20 protein-coding genes are annotated in these 21,053 nt (G+C 63.8%); 4 read left to right on the forward strand and 16 right to left on the reverse strand.

All coding sequences use genetic code 11. From position 1 onward, the window contains the following. Positions 1-996, reverse strand: a complete 996-nt coding sequence (gene bcsN / locus J5N58_RS13935; protein ID WP_244711266.1) for a cellulose biosynthesis protein BcsN — start codon at positions 994-996, stop codon at positions 1-3. A 264-nt stretch (positions 997-1,260) separates the two neighbouring features. Between bcsN and J5N58_RS13940 the strand changes: the two genes are divergently transcribed. Beyond that, positions 1,261-1,965, forward strand: a complete 705-nt coding sequence (locus J5N58_RS13940; protein WP_113442572.1) for a L,D-transpeptidase — start codon at positions 1,261-1,263, stop codon at positions 1,963-1,965. Between the two features lie 38 nt (positions 1,966-2,003). Here the strand turns inward: J5N58_RS13940 and J5N58_RS13945 are convergent, their stop codons facing one another. From J5N58_RS13945 to J5N58_RS13985, 9 genes are all read right to left on the reverse strand, one after another. Beyond that, complete coding sequence (locus J5N58_RS13945; RefSeq protein WP_244711268.1) at positions 2,004-3,191, reverse strand: saccharopine dehydrogenase family protein; 1,188 nt, start codon at positions 3,189-3,191, stop codon at positions 2,004-2,006. Positions 3,192-3,215: 24 nt separating this feature from the next. Next, complete coding sequence (locus J5N58_RS13950; RefSeq protein ID WP_244711270.1) at positions 3,216-4,730, reverse strand: aldehyde dehydrogenase family protein; 1,515 nt, start codon at positions 4,728-4,730, stop codon at positions 3,216-3,218. 97 nt (positions 4,731-4,827) lie between these two features. Further along, positions 4,828-5,175, reverse strand: coding sequence for a cupin domain-containing protein (locus tag J5N58_RS13955; protein ID WP_112829622.1), 348 nt, complete (start codon positions 5,173-5,175; stop codon positions 4,828-4,830). 29 nt (positions 5,176-5,204) lie between these two features. Beyond that, complete coding sequence (locus J5N58_RS13960) at positions 5,205-5,567, reverse strand: cupin domain-containing protein (protein WP_112829621.1); 363 nt, start codon at positions 5,565-5,567, stop codon at positions 5,205-5,207. Then, positions 5,560-6,852: a nucleotide disphospho-sugar-binding domain-containing protein gene (locus tag J5N58_RS13965; RefSeq protein ID WP_112829620.1), complete on the reverse strand. Its 1,293-nt coding sequence runs from the start codon at positions 6,850-6,852 to the stop codon at positions 5,560-5,562. Before J5N58_RS13965 ends, J5N58_RS13960 begins: the two co-directional genes overlap by 8 nt. Positions 6,853-6,871: 19 nt before the next feature. Continuing rightward, positions 6,872-7,942 carry an ABC transporter ATP-binding protein gene (locus tag J5N58_RS13970; RefSeq protein WP_425314468.1) on the reverse strand — a complete coding sequence of 357 codons (1,071 nt, stop codon included), beginning with the start codon at positions 7,940-7,942 and terminating at the stop codon, positions 6,872-6,874. After that, the gene (locus J5N58_RS13975; protein ID WP_113438721.1) at positions 7,912-8,703 is read right to left on the reverse strand and encodes an ABC transporter permease; all 792 of its coding nucleotides are present in this window, start codon (positions 8,701-8,703) and stop codon (positions 7,912-7,914) included. Before J5N58_RS13975 ends, J5N58_RS13970 begins: the two co-directional genes overlap by 31 nt. Further along, a complete protein-coding gene (locus J5N58_RS13980; RefSeq protein WP_112829636.1) occupies positions 8,700-9,572 on the reverse strand; it encodes an ABC transporter permease in 873 nt (290 codons plus the stop codon). The genes J5N58_RS13975 and J5N58_RS13980 overlap by 4 nt, the downstream gene beginning before the upstream one ends. 103 nt (positions 9,573-9,675) lie before the next feature. After that, complete coding sequence (locus J5N58_RS13985; protein WP_244711272.1) at positions 9,676-10,734, reverse strand: polyamine ABC transporter substrate-binding protein; 1,059 nt, start codon at positions 10,732-10,734, stop codon at positions 9,676-9,678. Between the two features lie 214 nt (positions 10,735-10,948). On the opposite strand from J5N58_RS13985, the gene J5N58_RS13990 reads away from it, so the two are divergent. From J5N58_RS13990 to J5N58_RS14000, 3 genes are read left to right on the forward strand one after another with little or no spacing between them, the layout of a single operon-like run. Further along, complete coding sequence (locus J5N58_RS13990; protein ID WP_244711274.1) at positions 10,949-11,881, forward strand: GntR family transcriptional regulator; 933 nt, start codon at positions 10,949-10,951, stop codon at positions 11,879-11,881. Between the two features lie 6 nt (positions 11,882-11,887). Further along, the gene (locus J5N58_RS13995; RefSeq protein ID WP_244711276.1) at positions 11,888-13,192 is read left to right on the forward strand and encodes a glycosyltransferase; all 1,305 of its coding nucleotides are present in this window, start codon (positions 11,888-11,890) and stop codon (positions 13,190-13,192) included. A 13-nt stretch (positions 13,193-13,205) separates the two neighbouring features. Next, on the forward strand, positions 13,206-14,687 hold the full coding sequence (locus J5N58_RS14000; protein ID WP_244711278.1) for an aldehyde dehydrogenase family protein: 1,482 nt from the start codon (positions 13,206-13,208) through the stop codon (positions 14,685-14,687). Between the two features lie 43 nt (positions 14,688-14,730). Here the strand turns inward: J5N58_RS14000 and J5N58_RS14005 are convergent, their stop codons facing one another. From J5N58_RS14005 to J5N58_RS14030, 6 genes are all read right to left on the reverse strand, one after another. After that, positions 14,731-15,798: an ABC transporter ATP-binding protein gene (locus J5N58_RS14005; RefSeq protein ID WP_112829614.1), complete on the reverse strand. Its 1,068-nt coding sequence runs from the start codon at positions 15,796-15,798 to the stop codon at positions 14,731-14,733. Continuing rightward, positions 15,795-16,622 carry a carbohydrate ABC transporter permease gene (locus tag J5N58_RS14010; RefSeq protein WP_112829613.1) on the reverse strand — a complete coding sequence of 276 codons (828 nt, stop codon included), beginning with the start codon at positions 16,620-16,622 and terminating at the stop codon, positions 15,795-15,797. Before J5N58_RS14010 ends, J5N58_RS14005 begins: the two co-directional genes overlap by 4 nt. Then, complete coding sequence (locus J5N58_RS14015; protein WP_113426390.1) at positions 16,619-17,521, reverse strand: carbohydrate ABC transporter permease; 903 nt, start codon at positions 17,519-17,521, stop codon at positions 16,619-16,621. Before J5N58_RS14015 ends, J5N58_RS14010 begins: the two co-directional genes overlap by 4 nt. 177 nt (positions 17,522-17,698) lie before the next feature. Beyond that, entirely contained in the window at positions 17,699-18,931 is a 1,233-nt protein-coding gene (locus J5N58_RS14020) for an ABC transporter substrate-binding protein (RefSeq protein ID WP_113442550.1), read from the reverse strand. Positions 18,932-19,000: 69 nt separating this feature from the next. Continuing rightward, positions 19,001-19,903: a sugar phosphate isomerase/epimerase family protein gene (locus tag J5N58_RS14025; protein WP_113339920.1), complete on the reverse strand. Its 903-nt coding sequence runs from the start codon at positions 19,901-19,903 to the stop codon at positions 19,001-19,003. Between the two features lie 10 nt (positions 19,904-19,913). Beyond that, on the reverse strand, positions 19,914-20,948 hold the full coding sequence (locus J5N58_RS14030) for a Gfo/Idh/MocA family protein (RefSeq protein ID WP_244711281.1): 1,035 nt from the start codon (positions 20,946-20,948) through the stop codon (positions 19,914-19,916). Positions 20,949-21,053 lie beyond the last annotated feature (105 nt).

The raw sequence follows: 21,053 nt of genomic DNA on the forward strand, positions 1-21,053 counted from the left end.
TCAATAGCCTTTATTGGTGCACGCAGCCTTCATGACTGTCGCGCCTATGCAATCGGGCGAAGGAACGATGACCGCCGCTGCGCCCGCAACCTTGCCGGCCTCCGCCGCCGGGGCCGGAGACGGAACCGCCCGCGCCGCAGCCGCTCCCGGTTCCGGAAGCGGCACGCGCGGACCTTCGATGCGGGTAACCGCTGCGGGAGCGCTTTCCCCGCCGGCATCCGCCGTGCGTTCCGGTACGGCCGGCCGAAACGTCCGGGCAGGCGGGGAATAGCCAAAGGTCATAGCCTGCGGCGGCGCATCGGCCGCAGGATAGATGGGCTTTCCCGTCTGCCCGATGCGGTTGTCGACCTCGCCGGGACGGCCATAGGGGTTCCATATCTCGCCGGCGAAACTGCCCGTGACCGTATAGCCATACATGACATTCAAAAGTTGACGTTCGGTTGCATGGCTGTCGCAGAGCCGCACCCGGATCTGGATCATTCCGAAATCCCGGCCGATGCCGCCGGAGGTGCTGCGCGAGCGGATCTGCTGCCAGCCATAGAGGCAGGCATCGCCGCTGGCGCCCCGGCCCGCCGCGTAACCGAAGGGGCCATAAGCATTCTGCAGGAACTCGGAGGAGCGTACGAGCCTCGCCGAAGGGATCGCCGCGGCCATCTCGCGGCGCAGGCTTGCCTCGCTCAGCGTGCGATAGGCGAGGGCAGGGGCGTCCGCAGCGCCCGACCCGCCATGGAACTCGATCCGGAAATAATTCTGTCCGGGGACGGAGGAAGAGGTCGCGAGGTGGACCGTCTGCTGTTCGCCATTGCCGCGCGCGCGTCCGACCACCCCGACGATGGCCGGCCCGCCGGGCGGCGGCATGACCAGGGCTTCTTCCTTCTGCATGAGTTCGGGCCCGTTCGTCTGGCGCACGCTCCCGCTGCTGGAGCAGCCGGCAAGCGCCGCGACCACCGACAGGGTCGAGACGAGCCTCGACAGTGAGCAGAAGTCTGCGAGCAAGACGAAATCCCTGGCACATACAAGAAGAAGGGAAGCGCTTTGCGAAACATGCAACACCTGCGCCCAATCCTGGTCCAGTAGAAACCTCTTATGGTTAATAATGGGTTAAAACGGGCGGGCGGAGTGGTGTTCCTGCCGTTTGGCAATTTTCCCCTTGCATCCTGGGCTGCGATCGGTGGTAAGCATCGCCGACTTCGATTCCCGCCGCGTGCTTTCCTCCGACAGGGCAGGGGTGCAGCGGCAATTCAACAAACGAGAGAACGGATGATTTCTGGCCATATCCTCTTGCGGCGCCGAGGCTTTCTGCTCGGGTCGCTCGCGACAACGGCTGCGCTTGCCGGCTGCGCCACGACCCCGGCGCCCAATGTCGCGGTTTCGCCCACACCGGTTCGCCGCCCCGTTGGGCCGCCGAGCGAAGAGGAAATGGCAGGCCGTTACGCCGCGCTCGAGGATGGCGGCCATCAGCTTCCCGAAGTGCCCTTCCGGCAGATCGATCCGCAGTTCTATCGGCAGCGTGTGGAGAACACCACCGGCGAACCGCCAGGCACCGTGGTCGTGGACGTGCCGTCCCGCTTCCTCTACGTCACGGAACCGGGCGGAACCGCGATGCGCTACGGTGTGGGGCTCGGACGGGCGGGATTTGCCTGGTCCGGCGAGGGCGTCATCCACTGGCGGCAGAAATGGCCGCGCTGGAAGCCGCCGGCGGAAATGATCGCCCGCCAGCCGGAACTCGCCAAATACTCGATCGAGAACGGCGGCCAGGAACCCGGTCCGGACAACGCGCTTGGCGCCCGCGCTCTTTATATTTTCCAGAACGGGAAGGACACGCTCTACCGTCTTCACGGCACGAAGGACTGGCGTTCCATCGGCAAGGCGGTGTCGTCCGGCTGCGTGCGCCTCATCAACCAGGACGTCCTCGATCTCTACGAGCGGGTTCCCTACAAGGCGCGCATCGTCGTCAGGCAATAGCCTCCGAACCGCCGGAAGCGAGCCGGGCGGGGCTTCGCTTACGTGACGGACTTCGCGATGCGGAACTTCCGTTTCTCCAGTTCGGGGAAATAGGTCGCTACATCGAAATAGCTTTCCGGCGCATGCACGCCCGGCTTCTTCGGACCGGCGAGAATGAGCTGCGCGGCGATGGAAGCATTCATCGACGTGCAGGCGTCGACATAGGGACCATACATGTCATCGGGCGAAACCGTGACTTCGACGCGAACGGTGCGTTCGACGCCATCCTTGCGGCCCCGGCCGATGGCGAAATGGATTTCGTGGCTGTCCTGCGCCGGGATCTTGCCGGCGTTCTTCCGGATATTGCGTTCGATCACCTTGTTGAGAACGTCGAGCGGCTTCACCTTGACGCCGCCGATCTCGACCGGTTCGTCGAAATCGCCGAAGCCCGCCTTGACCAGCCCGACCCAGGCCTCGTGCTCCCGATGCGGCAGATGCAGCTTCCAGGAAAATTCCCGGATGCCTTTTTCCCGGATGCCGTCGGCGAGCGGAACGGTAAGCTGTTCGGAGTGGGGCGAATGCATGAACTCGCAACGCCCCCACGGCTCCGGCAGATCGAGGAATTCGCTGCCGCTCATCGGCGGGCATTCCACATGCTTTCCGTCGTAGAACTGAGTGCTCGGATGGGCGTATTCGGCCAGCACCGTCGAGACGCTGTAAGGCGGCACCAGCACCGGGTTTTCAGCGCCGACCAGTTCGGCGGCCCAGTAGAGATTGATCCGGTCGATCTCGTCCAGTTCGTCTGCAACCGCCCGGCAGATGACGTTCGACATGCCGGGATCGGCGCCGCAGCCGATGACGGCGGGCACGCCGGCCGCCTTGAAACGCTCATGTTCGGCAAGCTGCTTGACGGTATAGGTGCCAAGGCCGCCAAGGTCCATGTATGGCACCTTGAGCGCGAGAGCCGCCTCGAAAATCGTCATCTGGAAGCCGAGCAGGGTCGGCACGCAGTTGATGCAGAGATCGGCGCAGGCAATCGCCGCCTTCAACGCTTCGGCATCGGTCACGTCGAGATCGACCAGCGCGATGCGCGGGTCGCCGAGATCGTTCGCCAGCGCTTCCATCTTCTCCCGCGAGGCGTCGCAGAGGCGGATGGTCCCGATGTCGATGATGGCGCGGTCCGAGAGGAGGTCGCGCACGATGCCCGCGCCCATGAAGCCTGCGCCGCCGAGAAGGGTGATAATCATTGATCTTTCCTTTGCATGCATGTTTCAGACGTGCTTGCGCCCGCCCTCTTCGTAGAACCAGTCGTCCGGATAGGGATACCACCAGCCCTGTACCGCCGGCTTGTGGTCGATGATGACCATCTTGGAGCGCCTGAATGCATCGAGGCCGAGCTTCGACAGCTCCCGCCCGAGGCCGGATTTCTTCCAGCCGCCGAAAGGCAGGGCGTCGTTGTCGATCAACGGATTGTTGACCCAGACCATGCCCGCCTCCAGTCGGTCGGCGGCCTCCATGGCCTCCTCCAGCGAGGTGGTGAAGACGGAAGCCCCGAGGCCGAACTCGCTGTCGTTGGCGCGTTCGATCGCCTCGTCGAAATCCCTGACCCGCATGACGGCGGCAACGGGACCGAAGCACTCCTCCCGCATGATCGCCATATCGGGCGTGCACCCGGTGAGAATGGTCGGCTCATAGAACCAGCCGGTCGGTTCGCTCTCGGGAATCTTCCCGCCGATCGCAACCTTGGCCCCTTTGGCCTTCGCATCTTCCACCAGCCGGATGACCTTGGCCCGCGCCGCCTCGCTGACCAGCGGGCCGATCTCGGCGCGGGTGAGCCCGTTGCCGATCCGCAGCCGCTTCGTCTCGACGACGAATTTCCCGACGAATTCGTCATGCACGGCATCCACGACGAAGAACCGTTCGGCCGACGTGCAGACCTGTCCGGACATGTGGAAGGCGGCGGTGACGGCGCCGGGGGCAGCGACATCGAGCGGTGCGTTCGCGGTGATAATCATCGGGTCGGAACCGCCCGCCTCGATTACGGCCGGCTTCATCTGCGCCGCGGCGGCCATGGCCACCGCCTTGCCGGCGGCAACCGAACCGGTGAAGGCGACGGCATGGGTTTTCGGCGAGGCGAGCAGCGCGCTTGCAAGCTCGACGCCTCCCGGAAGGCAGGCGATCAGCCCTTCCGGCAGAGCCTCGAACACGGTCATGAATTCGAGCGTGGAAAGCGTCGTTGCGGGCGCAGGCTTGACGATGCAGGCGTTACCCGAGGCAAGCGAGGCCGCAACCGTCCAGCACATCAGCAGGATCGGGAAATTGAACGGCATGATATGCACGCTGACCCCGAGCGCCTCGTAGCGCGCATGCTGGAACGATCCGGCTTGGGTGGTGCCCGCAACCTTGCCCGCTTCGTCGCGCGCCATCTCGGCGAAATAACGGAAGGCGCCGGCGCAGTTCGCCACCTCGCCGATCGCCTCGGGATAGGGCTTGCCCATCTCGCGCGACATCAGTTCCGCGCAGCGCCGCATGTCGGTCGCCTCGATGCGGTTGGCGATACGGTGCAGGACGGTGGCGCGCGTCTTCGCGTCGAGCCGCGTCCAGCCGCGCTGCGCCGCAGTTGCGGCGTCCAGCACCGCCTCCATCTCGGCGGCCGTCGTATCGGCAAAGCTGCCGACGGTCGCAAGCGTCGCGGGATCGATCACCGCATGGCGCTCGCCCCCGCCCGGAATATAGGCGGGATGCCGGTAGAAAACGGGTTGGGCTGGATTGAACATAACGGTCATTTCCCTGGCACTTTGCGGGTCGGAAAGTTTGCTCGCCCTTTCTCCTCTTCGGAGAGAAGATGCCTGCAGGCAGATGAAGGGACGAGCGCTGAACCTGTCAGCGGATCATGTAGACCTTCTTCACCGTCTCATGGACGGTGCATTCGCCCTTCCAGTCCTTCGGGAAGAAGGCCGCGGTATCCGGCGTGATCTCGATCACCTCGCCGCTCTCATGCACATAGGTGCAGCGCCCCTCGAGAAAGTGGCAGAACTCGTCGCTGGTGACGTGGCAGAACCACTTTCCGGGCGTGCAGACCCAAAGGCCGCTTTCGGATTCTCCGTTCGGTCCCTTGTAGATGACCTTGCCGGAGGTGCGGCTTTCGCCCTCGATCATGGTGGGGATTACGCCCCAGTCCTTGAGGTCGGTTTCCTCGAGCGGCTTGCGCATCAGGGGTGTCGCGGTCATGGGATGTTTCCTTTCGTTTTATCGGTCGGTCAGACCAGCATGTAGATGTTGCGCATGGTCTCGATCACGGTGCATTCGCCCGTCCAGCCGCCGGGGAACATGACGACGGTGCCCGGCTCCACCTCGATCACCTCGCCGGCATCCGAGCGGTAGACCGCGCGGCCCGCGACGAAATGGCAGAACTCGTCACGCGGAATGGAAAGCCGCCAGCGGCCCGGCGTGCAGACCCAGATGCCGGATTCCGGCTGGTTGTTCGGCCCCTTGAACACCAGCCGGCCGGAGGAATGAGACCGGCCCTCCAGGCTGTCCGGCTGGTCGCCCCAGTCCACGAGATCGGAAAAGGTCGTCGCGTTATGGATATGCGGCGCCGAGGATTGGGTGGTATCAACCATTATAGGCACCGGTCTTCACGAGTTCGTCGAGGATGCCGGCCGCCTTCTGCGGGCCGTTCCGTGCCTGCATGTGGGCGCTGGTCGCCGCAAGCTTCGCCTTCATCGCAGGGCTGTTGATGCAGGCATCGAGCTTTTCCGCGAGATCCGCATCCGTCCAGTCGTAACGCGGCATCTTGAAACCGTGGCCGGTCTCGTCGACGCGCGTGGCATTGTCGTGGCCGTCCCAGACATAGGGCATGATGATCGCCGGCTTGCCGAAATAAAGGCATTCGGTGAAGGAGTTGTTGCCGCCGTGATGGATGACCGCATCGACCTGCGGAATGACGGAGGGCTGCGGAAACCAGCTGTCGACGACGACATTGCCCGGCAGGTTCTGATACTGGTCCTTGTAATCGCCGACATTGACGAGCGCCCGGTAGGGCAGCTTGCCGATGGTCGCGATCAGGCGTTTCAGGAGCTCCGTATCGCCGGCGCCGAGCGAACCGAAGGAAATATAGAGGAGCGGCTTGTCGTTGTTTTCGGCAAAGTTCGGCACCTCATAGGATTTTTCCTTGCGCACGCAGCCCTCGAGATACTGGAACCGGTTCGGATCGAGCGGATGTTCGCGGTCGAATTTCACCGGCTCGGGGTAGAGCAGGAGGTTCATGAAGGGCGAGGCCTCGAAGAACTGGCCGATCGGATAGGCCGCCTCTCCGTTCTCCGCAAGAAAGCCGTTGAAGTCGTCGTGGATCGGTTTGATGACCGCGTTGAAACGATCGCGATAGGCCGCATGGCAGGCAAAGTCCTTCTCGCCGCAGCCGGAAAGATGGGGCGGGATCTGCGGGTCCTCGATCTCGTTTTCCGAGCAGGAGATGATGCGCACCCAGGGCTTGCCGAACTGCTTGATCGCCGGGAAGAGGATGACGTTGTCGACGCAGATGAGGTCCGGCTTGATCTTCGCCAGCACGCCCGGCAGGTCCTTCTGCGCCCATTTGGCGCTGTCGACGATCGCCGTCCAGCAGTCCTTCACGTAGTTGTCGATCTGGTCGTAGGGCGATTTGCGGAAATTCGGGATGTGGCCGTTGATGAAGTCCTCCCAGAACTTCGCCATCTGCTCGGGCGGCATCGGCTCCGAAAGGTTCACCGGATGGGCCTCGAAGCCATATCCTTCATAGACCGAGACGAAACCGGGATCGGAAAGGAAGACCGCCTTGTGGCCGAGCGCCTCGACGGCCTGGGCAATGCCGACCGAGTTCAGCGCCGGGCCGAAGGCCGCCTCCGGAAAGAATGCAATTGTCTTGGACATGGTGTTCCCCTGTTCTCGTTTATTGGAAGAGCCGGCATTTCGCCGGGTCGATGCCGAGGCTCAGCGTGTCGCCGATCCGCCAGGCACCCGCGCCGCTGGCCGGCACGCGAACCTGAAGCGGTGTCTCCGCGGCGGCGGTCTTGACGTGCAGCACGCGGTCGAGGCCGTGATAGGCGATCTCCGCGATTACGCCGGCGACCGGCAGGCTGCCGGAGGCCGCAACCGCGATATTCTCGGGCCGGACGGCAAGCGTCGCCGCACCCGGCCCGGCATCGGCTATCGCAAGCCGCAGTCCATCCGCCTCGAAGACGCCATCCGTGCCGACTGTGCCGTCGATGAAATTCATTACGCCGATGAAGTTTGCGACGAAGCGGTCGGCCGGCCGCTCGTAGACTTCTTCGGGCGCCCCGACCTGCAGAAGGCGTCCGTCCCTCAGGATCGCCATGCGGTCGGCCATGACCAGCGCCTCTTCCTGATCGTGGGTCACGATGATGAAGGTGATACCGGCCTCATGCTGCATGCGCTTCAGTTCGAGCTGCATCTTTTCCCGCAGCTTCTTGTCGAGCGCGCCCAGCGGCTCGTCGAGAAGCAGCACCTTGGGACGCTTCACCAGGGCGCGGGCGAGCGCCACGCGCTGCTTCTGGCCGCCGGAAAGCTGTTCCGGCTTGCGCTCGGCAAACTGCGTCAGGTCCGTCATCGCCAGCGTCTCGTCGACACGCCGTCGGATCTCGGCCTTGTCCAGGCGCTCCATCTCGAGCCCATAGGAAAGGTTCTGCCGCACCGTCATATGGGGGAAGAGCGCATAGGACTGGAACATCAGGTTGAGCGGCCGCTTCTCCGGCGGCAGCGGCGAGATGTCCTTGCCGTCGAGCAGGATGCGGCCGGCGCTTGGCGTCTCGAAGCCGGCGAGCATGCGCAGGAGCGTGGTCTTGCCGCAGCCCGAGGGACCGAGCAGCGCGAAGAATTCGTTCTCGCGGATATCGAGCGAAATGCTGTCGACGGCGGTGATCGGCCCGAAGGTCTTGGCGACGCTCTCGATGCGCAGGATCGGTGAATTGCTCATGGGACCTGCTGTTCTCTGTTCAGCCATTGCGAGATCAGGAGCACCGTCGCGCTGACCGCCATGACGATGGTGGCGAGCGCGTTGACCTCCGGCGTGATGCCGAAACGGATCATCGAATAGATCTGCATGGGGAGGGTGATGGACGAGCGGCCGGCGCCCGCCGTGAAGAAGGCGATGATGAACTCGTCGACCGAAAGCGTGAAGGCAAGCAGCGCGCCGGCGACAATCGAGGGCAGCAGAACCGGGAAGGTCACGCGCCAGAAGGTCGTCCAGCCGGAAGCGCCGAGATCGCGCGATGCCTCGACGATGGAAGAATCGAAATGCTTGAGCCGGGCGCGCACGACCGAGCAGACGAAGGCAAGGTCGAAGATGACATGGCTGATGACGATGGTGTGCAGGCCCATCGTCAGGCCGAGCCGGGAAAAGAAGGTGAGAAGGGCCACGGCCAGCACGATATCGGGGATGACCATCGGCGCGAAGGCGAGCGCCTCCAGCCCGTTGCTCCTGCGCCGCCGTGTCTCCATGCCGAGCGCCAGAAGGGTGCCGAGCACCGTCGAGACCACGGTGGCGAAGACGGCGACGATCAACGTATTCCAGGCGGCGCGCAGGATATCGGTGTTGGAAAGAAGGGCGCCGTACCAGCGGGTCGAAAAACCGGACCAGGACGTCGGCAGGCCGCTGTCGTTGAAGGAGAGCAGCACCAGGACGGCAATCGGCAGGTAGAGGAAGCCGAAAACCAGCAGCAGGACGATGCGGCCCGGCAGCTTGCCGGAAAATGTGGCGTTCATTGCGCCACCTCTGCTTTCCGCTCGCCGGACGCATGAGCGGTGGCGCGCGCCTGAACCAAAAGCAGCACGATCATCGTGGCGATCAGGGCAGCACCGAGAGCCGCGCCGAAAGGCCAGTCATTGGCCGTCAGGAACTGGTCGTAGACGAGATTGCCGACCATCTGGAAACGGCCGCCGCCGAGGAGTGCCGGCGTGACGAAATTGCCGATCGACAGCACGAAGACGAAGACACCGCCCGCCGCGACACCGGGCATGGTCAAAGGCAGGGTCACGCGCAGGAAAGTGCGTACCGGCCCGGCCCCGAGATCGCGCGAGGCCTCCATCAGCTCCGGGTTCAGCCGCGACAGCGTCGAATAGATCGCGAGGATGACGAAGGGCAGGTAGTTGTAGACGAGACCGGTGATGACGGCGGCTTCCGTGTAGAGCATCGATAGCGGCTCGCCGGTATAGCCGAGCGAGCGCAGCAGATTGTTGATGAGGCCCTCGCGGTTGAGCAGCACGATCCAGGCATAGGTGCGGATCAGGTAATTGCTCCAGAAGGGCAGCACCGCGAAGAACAGCAGGATCGGCTGGGTCAAGCGCGGCGCGCGGCTGATCGCATAGGCGGCCGGATAGGCGATGAGGATCGCGATCACCGTCGCCGTCAGGGCGATGCGGGCGGAGTTGAGAAAGATCTTCGCATAGAGCGGATCGGCGACGCGGGCGAAATTCTCCAGCGTGAACGTATATTCGACGCCGCCCCAGACGCCGCGTTCGAAGAAGGCGTAGCTCAGGACGAGCACGCATGGCACCACCATGAAGGCGACGAGCCAGGCGACGCCGGGCGCGGCGAGCAGGTTCGGTCTGGCGGCGTTGAAAGACAAAGGCATACTCCGGCGAAGCCAGGCCCGGCTTTCGCTCATCGATGGTTCATGAATGAATGACGGCCCATGGCGGCCGGAAACCATCCGCCGCCATGGAAGGATCAACCGGTCAGTTCGCGGCCTTGATCTCGCTCACGATGCGGGAATAGTCCTTCTGCGCGGAACCGAGATCGCGAAGAAGCTCGTATTTGACGAGATCGGCGGGCGCCATGGCCATGTTCGGATATTGCTCGGCAAGCGCCTTGTCGAGGCTTTCCATGGCAGCCTTGTTCGGCACCTTATAGAGAATGTTCTGGGCGGCCCAGGCGTGGTTCTTGGCGTCGAGGATGAAGTTGATGAACTTCATCGCGGCATCCTTGTGCTCGGAACTCTTCATCACGACGATGGTGTCGATCCAGAGGTCGGAGCCTTCCTTCGGCACGACGAACTTGATGTCCTTGTTTTCGCCGATGCCGTAGTTGCACCAGCCGTCCCAGGCATGCACCAGCGAGGCCTCGCCGGAAACGAGTTTCGAATAGAAGGTCGTGTCGTCATAGGCGAGCAGCGTCTTCTTCGCCTCGATCAGGAGGTTCTTCACCTCCTCCAGCTTGGCCGGGTCCTTTTCGTTGACGGAATAGCCCTTGGCGAGTTCGCCCGCCGCCATCAGCCAGCGGTCGGTCGCGAGCATGGTGGTCTTGCCCTTCAACGCGTCGATCGGCTGGAGCAGGTTCAGCCAGCTGTCCGGCGTGCCCTGCACGAGGTCGGAACGGTAGCAGAGACCGGTCGTGCCCCAGGTGTAAGGAACCGAGAACGCGTTGCCGGGGTCATAGGCGAGCGTGGTCGCTTCCGGATAGAGATTGGCAAGGTTCGGCACGGCCGCCTTGTCGATCGGCTCCGCAAGCCCCTGCCCGTTCAGGATTTCCGCGAACGGCGAGGAGACGAAGACGATATCGTAGCCCTTGCCGCCGCTCGCCATCAGCTTGCCCATGATCTCTTCATTGGTGGCGTGGTTGACCACCTCGATCTCCAGCCCGGTCGCGGCCTTGAAGGCATCGGCGATATCCGGGGCCATGTAGCCATCCCAGTTCGAAATGACGAGATCGGCGGCGGATGCCGCGCCAGCCGCAAGGCTTGCAGCAAGAAGCACCGCGGCCGCAGAGGTCGCAGTCAGTCCGTTCTTCGCTTTCACGGAAGACTCCCTTGTTTCGATTGTTCCAGCCTCTTTGATGGGCGCGCCGGTTCTCCGGTCTCATTCCCAGTCGCATGGCAGTATTATTTATAAAAAAAATACGTCAATAGGGATCGTGCATTTTTGTGTGCGGAAATGAAAAGCGGCGCGGACGCACTTGCTAAACTGCGGCGCAAAGGGCAGCATGCACGGCTATGGAGAGCCGTTGCCGCCGATGAGCCAGGAACCGAAACGCACCAATTTTCGCCATGTCGAACTGGCGCAAAAAATACTGGATGTCGCCAGCGAGCGCGGCATGCATCCCGGCGAGCGGCTTGCCGAACAGGCCCTAGCCTCCCTTTGCAATGTGTCCAGAACCCCGATACGCAAGGCTTTGCAGATACTTGCCGAGCGCGAACTGGTAACGGCCGACACCGATGGCGGCTATCTTCTGGCGGTCGATCCCGTCGCCACGGCGCGTCTTGAGGACACGTCGGAAGGCGAAGGCGAAAACGAAATCTACGCCGCGATCCTGCGCGATCTCTCGGCCGGGCGCATCAGCGAAAGCCAGACGGTCGCCGCCCTGCAGCGCCGCTACGACGTCTCGCGGCAGACGGTACAAAATGCGCTGATGAAACTGGCGGAGGAAAGTCTCGCGGAACGCGGCTCCGGCCAGCAATGGGTGCTGAAGCAGTTCGCCATCAGCGGCGACGCGACCGCCAAGAGCTACGAGTTCCGCCTGGCGACCGAACCGCTGGCGCTGACGCTGCCCGATTTCAAACGGGATATCCCGGCCATGACGGCGCTGCGCCAGTCCATGCTGATCCTGCGCGGCATGAACGAGACGACATTCGACCGGAAACTCTTCGACCGCACGGATTTCGATTTCCACCTGCTGATCGCCCGCTCCTGCGGCAATCCCTTCATGGCGGAGGCGCTCACCAACCATCACCGGCGCCGGCGCGCGATGCCTCCGGCCGTGCATATCAACGCCTTTCGCCTCATGCAGTCCAACCTCGAACACATCCAGATCCTCGAACAGATCGAGCGCGGCCAGATGGAGCTTGCCGCCGATCTCATGCGTGTGCATATACAGCTTTCCCAGACCCAGCGCCCCCGGCTTGCCGGTCGCGGCGTCCCTCCCGCCTTCAAGCTCGTCGCGCGTTAGTCCTCCATGGCGCCAGCAAAGACCATCGCCCTCTTTCCCGAAGCGAGCTACGGCGCGGCGCTGAACTGCGTCGGCATTGCCCAGGAACTGCGGCGCATGGGCCATCGCCCGGTCTTTCTCTGTCATCCCGGTTTCAGCGGCGTTTTCGCCGAATACGGCTTCCCGGAATATCAGCTTGCCGAGGCCGAAGCCGGCGCACCGACGGACTGGAACGACTTTATCGAGCGCCATAAGGATGCCTTCCGGCAGACGCCGCTCGAGCAGGCCGAAAGCTATGTCGGCCCGACCTGGGACGCGATCGTCGATACCGCCATGCGCGTCGAGGAACCGCTGCGCCAGCTTCTCGGGCGGCTGAAACCGGATGCGATCGTGCTCGACAACGTCGTCATGTTTCCGGCAATCGCGAACGCCGGCGTGCCCTGGGTCCGCGTCGTCTCCTGCGCGGAGACCGAAATCCCGGACAGGGATGTGCCGCCCCATCTTTCCGGCTGCGGGGAGGACGACCGTGCCGCATGGACGATCTTTTCCGCGCGTTACGAAAGAGCGGTCTCCCCCGCGCACAGGCGTTTTTCCGCCTTCCTCGCCGATTGCGGCCTGAAGGCCCCGGCGGCGCCGATCTTCCTCGATCCCTCGCCCTGGCTGAACCTGCTGCTTGCGCCGGAGATCATCCGGCATCGCCGTCGCGAGCCTCTCGATCCCGCGCGGTTCGTCTTCCTCGATGGCTGCGTACGCCATGAGGCGCCCTATACCCCGCCGCGTTTTGCAAGCCACAACGAGGCCCCGCTGGTGCTGGCGAGCTTCGGCTCGCTCGGCGCCATGGACGTGGACATGACGAAGCGCATGATTTCCGTCTTTGCCACCCTGCCCTTCCGTTTCCTCGTCAATGCCGGCAACTGGCGGGAGGAATACCGCGAGGTGCCCGACAACGTCTTCATCGACAGCTGGTTCCCGCAGCCCTCCGTGGTCGAGCAGGCAAGCCTGTTCATCCATCACGGCGGCAACAATTCCTTCTGCGAGGCGCTCTATTACGGCGTGCCGTCGCTTGTGATGCCCTATTGCTGGGATGGCCATGACAATGCGACGCGCGCCGCCGAAACCGGCGTCGGCCGAAAACTCGACCGCTACGGCTGGAGCGAGGCAGAGCTCGCCGGAGCGATCCAGGGGCTGCTCGGCGACAGGGACATGCATGCACGGCTGAAGGCCAATGCGGCAGGCATGCGCAAGGCGGCAGGCGTGACGCGGGCAGCGGAAGAAATCGTCAAGGTCGCGACGGGCGCCAAGAGCGCCGCGCGGGCTTCCATCCGAACCTAGCGGGAGACATCGAATGCGTGACAGGCTCTTCATCGACGGCAAGTGGCAGGCCCCGGCGAAGGGCGGCACCTTCCCGGTCATCGATCCGGCAACCGAAGAGCTGGTGCATCGGGCGCCCGCGGGCACGAAGGAAGACATCGACGCTGCCGTGAAAGCAGCACGCCTTGCCTTCGACCAGGGACCGTGGCCGAGACTTTCCGGCAGGGAACGGGCGAAGGTCCTTCGCCGCATCTCCGACATCATCCTCGCCCGCAAGCACGACCTTGCCAGGCTCGAAGTCATCGACAACGGCAAGCCCCTGCCGGAAGCCATCTGGGACATGGAGGATACGGCAGGCTGCTTCGCCTTTTATGCCGGCCTTGCCGAAGAGCTGGACGACAATCCGGAAGAGGCGATCGCGCTCGCCGAGCCCCGCTTTTCCTCAAAGGTCGTGCGGGAGCCGATCGGCGTCGCCGGCGCGATCATCCCGTGGAACTATCCGCTGCTGATGGCCTCGTGGAAGGTGGCTCCCGCCCTTGCCGCCGGCTGCACCATGGTGCTGAAGCCTTCCGAACTGACGCCGCTCACCGCGCTGGAACTGGGCGCAATCGTCGAGGAAGCGGGTCTTCCCGCCGGCGTGCTGAACATTGTGACGGGGCTAGGCGCGGAGGCCGGCCAGCCGCTTTCTGAACATCCCGGCGTCGACAAGCTCGCCTTCACCGGCTCCGTGCCGACGGGCGCGAAGATCATGGCGGCGGCGGCACGCGACATCAAGAATGTCAGCCTGGAACTGGGCGGCAAGTCGCCTTTCGTCGTCTTCGCCGACAGCGACATCGAGAAGGCCGTCGAATGGATCATGTTCGGCATCTTCTGGAACCAGGGGCAGGTCTGCTCGGCAACCTCGCGGGTTCTGGTGGAAGACAGCCTCTACCCGGCTCTCATGCAGCGGCTTGTCGCCGAATCCGCGAAAATCCGCATCGGCAACGGGCTTGAGGATGGAACGCTGCTCGGCCCGCTCGTCTCGAAGGGCCAGTATGACAAGGTTCTGGCCGCCATCGAACGCGGCAAGACGGAAGGTGCTGTCGTCGCCGGCGGCGGCAAGCGGCCCGCCGGTCTCGACAAGGGCTATTTCCTCGAGCCGACCGTCCTCACCGACATGGCGGAGGATAGCTTCGTCTGGACCGAGGAGATCTTCGGCCCCGTCGTCTGCGTCAGACCGTTCAGGGACGAAGCGGATGCGATCCGCATGGCGAACGACAGCCGCTTCGGCCTCGCCGCAGCCGTCATGTCGAAGGACAAGGCCCGCTGCGAACGGGTCGCCAGGGCCTTCCGCGCCGGGATCGTATGGATCAACTGCTCGCAGCCCACCTTCACCGAAGCGCCGTGGGGCGGCTACAAGCAGTCGGGCATCGGCCGCGAACTCGGCCGTTGGGGCCTTTCCAACTATCTCGAGACCAAACAGATCACCGCGTTCAACAGCGAGGAGCCCTGGGGCTGGTACATCAAGCCCGCCTGAACGGCATCGGGCCAACCCGTCCCTTCCCCCTCGCCCTGAAAGCTCAGAGCCGCTGCTCCGTCACGGCATCGAAGAGGTGCAGGTGGCCGGGAGCGAAATCGAGGCCGAGCACCTCGCCGGCCGACAGCTCCGCCCGGCCGTTGACGACGATTGCCAGTTCCGGTGTCGTCGCCGTGGTGACATAGGTGGCCGACCCCGTGGATTCCACGACCGCGACGGGCGCCTTCAGCATGCCTGCGCCCTGCGGCGCAATGGCGATGTGTTCCGGCCGCAGGCCCGCGATCAGCGTGCGTCCGGGCGGAACGGGGTAGTCGAGGCCGACGCTTTGCCGCTCGCCGAGATCGAGCACGACCGAGCGGCCGTCCTCGCCGCCGGTCGCGGGAATGAAATTCATGGCGGGCGAGCCGATGAAGCCGGCGACGAACCTGTTGACCGGCCTGTCGTAGAGTTCGAGCGGCCGGCCCTGCTGTTCGATGACCCCGGCCCGCATCACCACGACATGGTCGGCCATGGTCATCGCCTCGATCTGGTCGTGGGTCACATAGACCGAGGTTGCGCCGAGCCGGTCGTGCAGGGCGCGGATTTCCTTGCGCATATGGACCCGCAACGCAGCGTCGAGGTTGGAGAGCGGTTCGTCGAACAGGAAGGCCTTGGGGTTTCGGATGATGGCGCGGCTCATCGCGACGCGCTGGCGCTGGCCGCCGGAAAGCTCGCGCGGATAGCGTCCGAGCAGATGGGAAAGCCCGGTGGTCGCGGCGACCTCCTCCGCGGCCTTCTTCGCCTGTGCCTTCGGCGTGCCGCGAATGCGCAGGCTGTAGGTCAGGTTCTCCTCGACCGTCATGTGCGGATAGAGCGCGTAGGACTGGAACACCATGGCGACGTCGCGCTTGCGCGGCGGCGTCCTGTTCATAACCTCGCCGGCGATCTTCAGCGTGCCCGTCGAGATTTTCTCCAGCCCCGCCAGCGAGCGCAGCAGCGTGGACTTGCCGCAGCCGGACGGACCGACAAGCGCGGTGAAGCTGCCCTTGCGGATGGAAAGCTCGATGTCCTTCAGCGCGTGATAGGCCCCGTAATATTTGTTGACGGCAGTCAACTCGATCTGGTTCGTCATTTGAGGGCTCCCGAGGTAAGGCCGGAAACGATGCGGCGTTGAAGCAGGACGAAGATGGCAAGGATGGGCGTCACATAGATGGTCGCGTAGGCCATGATCTTGTTCCATTCGTTGGTGTTGGGCCCCATGAAGGTATTGAGGCCGACACTTGCGGGCTGAAGCTCGACGGCCTGGATGATCGACTTCGAATAGACGAACTCGCCGAAGGCCTGCATGAAGATCAGGATGGCGCTGACCAATATGCCGTTTCGGGCGAGCGGCAGCACGATGCTGAAGAAGGCGCCGACGCGCGAGTTTCCATCCACCAGCGCCGCCTCCTCCAGTTCCTGCGGCACGCTCATGAAGGTGGCCCGCACCAGGACGATGAAGAAGGGCATGCTCTTCGCGGCAATCGCCAGGATGACGGCAAGCCGCGGATAGGCGAGAAGCCCGAGCTGCGAAAAACCGACGAAGATCGGCGTAATCATCAGCGAGGCCGGCAGGACCTGCAGCATGAGGACGAGGAAGAGCCCGATATCGATCCAGACATTGCGGTAGCGGGCCAGCACATAGGCGCAGCCCGTGCCGAATATGGCGATGACCGACACCGCACCACAGGCGATCACCAGCGAATTCCAGATATAGCGGCCCATGTTGCGGCTTTCCCAGACCTGGCCGTAGATCTGCCATTGCGGATCGCGCGGCCAGAAGTCGGGCGGGTTGGCAAACATCGCCGAGCCGGATTTGAGCGCCGTGATGCACATCCAGTAGAGCGGGAAGAGATAGATGGCGGCAAGCACGACCGCCACGCCGAGCATCAGCCTGTCGCGGGTCGTGTCGCTCATCCCCTCACCTCGTGGCGCGTCGAACGGACATAGACGATGGAAGCGATCATGACGAAGACGATCATGATGACCGAGATCGTGGCGCCCTTGGCGAAGTCGTATTGTCGGAAGGACATGTCCCAGGCCCAGTATTGCGTGACGTTGGACGAATTGTTCGGCCCGCCCGAGGTGATCGCGGCGAAGAGGTCGAACTGCTGCAGCGTGAAGATCAGACCGAGCGCGACGATGGCGCCGATCGACGAACGCATCATCGGCAGGGTGATCGTCCGGAAGCGTTGCCAGGCATTCGCGCCGTCGAGTTCCGCCGCCTCGTAGAGATCGCCGGGAATGGCCGACAGGCCGACCGAGAGCAGGATCATGTTGAAGGACGTGCCGAGCCAGATATTGGCGATGACGACCGCCCAGAGCGAATAATCCGGATCGGAGCGCCAGAATATGTTGCCCGAGATGAGCCCGCTTTCCCGCAGGATGAAATTGAGGACACCGAAATCTCCCGACAGAATCCAGTTCCAGATCGCGCCGGCGACGAGGCCGGGCATGACCCAGGAGACGAGAAACAGGCCCCGCAGCCAGGAGGCGCCGGGGAAGCTGGTCCAGAAGAACAAGGCAAGCCCGAAACCGATGACGAACTGGCCGGCGATGGAAGCGACGACGAAGATCGCGGTATTGGCAAGGATCGGCAGCGTCTCGGGCTGGGCGAAGAGATCGCGGTAGTTCTTGAAGCCGACGAAGGGCCGCCAGAGCGTACCGAGGCTGAACATGTCGACCTCCTGGAAACTCATCACCACGTTGTAGACAAGAGCGAGGCCGGAAATGGAAAGCAGAAAGGCAAGCGGCAGCGCCACGAGCGCGACGTCGAACCCTCTGCCGTCGATGATGCTGGAGAAAAGTCGCTTCATGGGCTCCTCCGCCTCCCTGGAGACCGTCCCGCATTCGCGCGGAACGGCCCCGCCGGGAGGAATGGTTGCAGCGGCCGCGTGGCGGCCATCGAGCCCTCCCCCTCCGGGGAGGGCCGGCGTCAGAGTAACCGACCGCCGGGCCATCGGCCCAGCGGACCGGCCGTGCGGCCTCGCAGGTCAGCCGAGGACGGCCTTGATCTTGCGCGCCGCCTCGTCAAGCGCCTCCCTGGAGGACATCTGCCCGGTGAGCGACGCCTGGATGGCATCCTGGATCGCCTTCGAGATCTTCGGCCATTCGGGATGAGGCCCGCGCGGCTTGGCGTATTTCAGCTGCTCGACGAAGACTTTCAGGGCCGCGTCCTTCTTTGCCTCTCCCGTTTCGGGAATGGCGATATCGGAGCGGGCCGGAAGCTGGCCGAAATCCTTGAACATGCGGTTGTCCTGCGAGACGAAATATTCGAGCACCTTGAAGGCTTCTTTCGGATGCTTGGTGTTGGCGAAGATCGCCCAGTTGAAATCGCCCATCGCCGAGGAACGTTCGGCCCCTGCCTCCGGCACCGGCAGCAACGCCACGCCCCAGTCGAATTTCGCCTCCTCCACCATGCGGTCGAGCTCCCAGGGACCGGAAATCGCCATGGCGGCATTGCCGGAATTGAAGGTGCCGGTCGAATCCCATTGGCTGCGCGTCAGCGTATCCGGCGAGGCAAGCTTTTCGTCGATGATCGTTTTCCAGGTGTCGAGCGCCTTGACCGCACCCTCGGCATTGATGTTGTCGTAGCTCGCGCCCGCCATCTGCACCCAGGGCAGGAACTGGAACGTGCCCTCCTCGTTGGCTTTCGCCGAGAAGGTCAGTCCGTAGACGTTTGCGGAGGGATCGGTGAGCTTGCGGGCGGCCTCGAGCAGTTCGTCCCAGGTCTGCGGCGGCTTGTCCGGATCGAGGCCCTTCGCCTTGAACATATCCTTGTTGTAATAGAGCGCGATCGTGTTCGTCGCCTTGGGAATGCCGTAGTTCCTGCCTTCCCACATGGTCGAGGCGAGAGGGCCGGGGAAGTAGTTCGCCGGCTTGACCACCTCGGACGCGGCGATCATATCGGATAGATCGAGAAAGGCGCCGCGCGAGGCGAAAAGCGCGTGTTCCGGATTGTCGATCGCGATGATGTCAGGCGCCTGGCCCGTCGAATAGGCGCGCATGGCCTCGCTGACGACGTCATCGAACTGGATCTGCCGGTATTCCACCTTGATGCCGGTGTTGAGCGCATTGAAATCCTTGACGAGGTTCGGCGCCGGCTGGATGTCGCGGTCGAGCGACCAGACGCTGATCGTCACGTCCTCGGCCCTGGCCGAAAGGCCCGGCAGGGAGACGGACGCGATGGCGATAGCGCCAAGCATTGCATATTTGCGGATACCCATGATCTCCTCCTTTGGTTATCCTTCAACGCCCGGCATCCTCCATACCGGGCGGCATGCCCTATGCCCGCCTCATGCGGGATCGTTGACGAAATCGCCGCCCCGGCAGCTCTTCAGATAGTTGAGGGCGTGCACCTGGCCGGTCATTTCGAGCCCGTCGCGATAGACCGGATCGTGCCAGCCCTCGATATCGATGGAGCCCGACCAGCCGGCGAGCCTGAGTTCCGAGACGACGTCCGTCCAGTTGGTATCGCCGAAGCCCGGCGTGCGCATGAAGACGAATTTCTCCCGGCCGAAGATGCCGTGCTCCCGGATGACGTCCCAGCGGATGGTCGCATCCTTGCCGTGGACATGGAAAATCTTCGAAGCCCATTTGCGGATCTGCGGGATCGGCTCGATGAGATAGACCATCTGGTGGCACGGCTCCCATTCGAGCCCGATGTGCTCGTCGGGCGTTTCGTTGAAGATCAGCTCCCAGGCGTCCGGATTATGGGCGATATTCCAGTCGCCGCTCTGCCAGTTGCCGTCCATGGCGCAGTTCTCGAAGGCGATCTTCACGCCCCTGTCGGCCGCGCGCCTTGCAAGCTCGCTCCAGATCTCCCTGTAGCGCGGCAGGCTTTCCGGCAGGGGCCGTCCGCGAAGGCGCCCGGTAAACCCGGCGACACAGGTCGCGCCGAAGTGATGCGCATTGTCGATGCAGTCCTTCCAGCCCTGCAAGGTCTGGAGGTCGATGTCGGTTTCCTCCAGCGGATTGCCGAACATGCCGAGGGTCGACATGGTGATATCCCGGTCGCCGATCGCCTCGCGGCAGCGCTTGCCGAGCTCGGCGAGATCCTGGCCGTTGGTCGTCTGCCAGAAGAAGGGCTCGAAACTCTCGAAACCCAGATCGGCGATCTGGGCGATGCGCCTTGCCGCGTCGCCCTTGGTGGCGCTGACCATGGTGCCGATACGGATGGATTTTGCCGGGTTCGTCATGGAAATATCCCTATGCTGCAATCGTGACACGCCTGCGGTCGCGGGCGCTGTCGATCGCGCCGAAAACCATGGCAAGGCTCTTGATGTTGTCGCGGCCGTCCGTTTCAGGACGGCTGCCGGCGCGGATCGCGGCGATGAAGCTTTCGATCACGCTCTGATGGCCGTGGGTGTCCGCCTCGCTTTCCGGCAGCGGCACGGTCACGGGCGTCGTCGGACGGAAAAACCCGTCCGTTCCGGCGATGACGTTCGCCTCGAACCTGTCGGCGCCGTCCCAGAGGAGCGTGCCCGAGGTGCCGGTGATGCGCCATGCGCTCTCCCAGCTCGTCGGCCCGCCCTCGGCGCACCAGGAGCCGCGATAGGTGAAGACGACATCGTCGGAGAATTCGAAGATGGCATTGGCGGCCGCGCCATGCCGATACCAGGAGCCGGGCGGATTGTGCTCATGGCAATAGACCGCCAGGGGGTCCTTGCCCGACATGAAGCGTGCCGCATCGAAGGTATGGATGGCCATGTCGAGCAGCAGCACGTTGTCCATCGCCTCCCGGAAGCCGCCGAAATGCGGCCCGAGAAAGAAATCGCAATGCAGCCCGGTGAGGCGGCCGAGCGTCCCCTCCTCGATCATGCGGCGGATGCGGCGCACGCCGGCGATGTAACGGCGGTTCTGAACGACGGCATGCAGGCGGCCGGCCCGATCGGCGAGCCGTCGCAGGTCGCGCGCCTCGTCGAGAGAGGCCGCCATCGGCTTTTCGCTGAGCACGTGGCAGCCATGCGCCAGACCGACCGCCACCACGGAACGGCGGGCAGCGGGAATGACGATATCGAAGAGAATGTCGGGGCGCGTCGTGGCGAGAACCTCTTCCAGATCGGTGCCAACAACCGCATCCGACAGGCCGAACTCCGCTGCAAGCGCCGCAGCCGTCGCCCGGTCGAGATCGACGAGCCCGACCACCGTCACGCTTTCGACGAGAGCGGGGACCGTCGTCAGCGCCTTGAGCCAGCCTTTGGCCATGGCTCCGCACCCGCACAGAACTGCCTTGTATGTCACCGATGTCCTCCCGGAAACGGATGCCGCAAACTCCTCGATTGGCGTCCGTAAACGTTTACGATACTATCTATGAAACGAAAATCGTGTCAAGAGGGCGAGGAAGTC

This window comes from Paenirhizobium cremeum (assembly GCF_022884085.1).
In the GTDB taxonomy this organism is placed as follows: Bacteria; Pseudomonadota; Alphaproteobacteria; order Rhizobiales; family Rhizobiaceae; genus Allorhizobium; species Allorhizobium cremeum.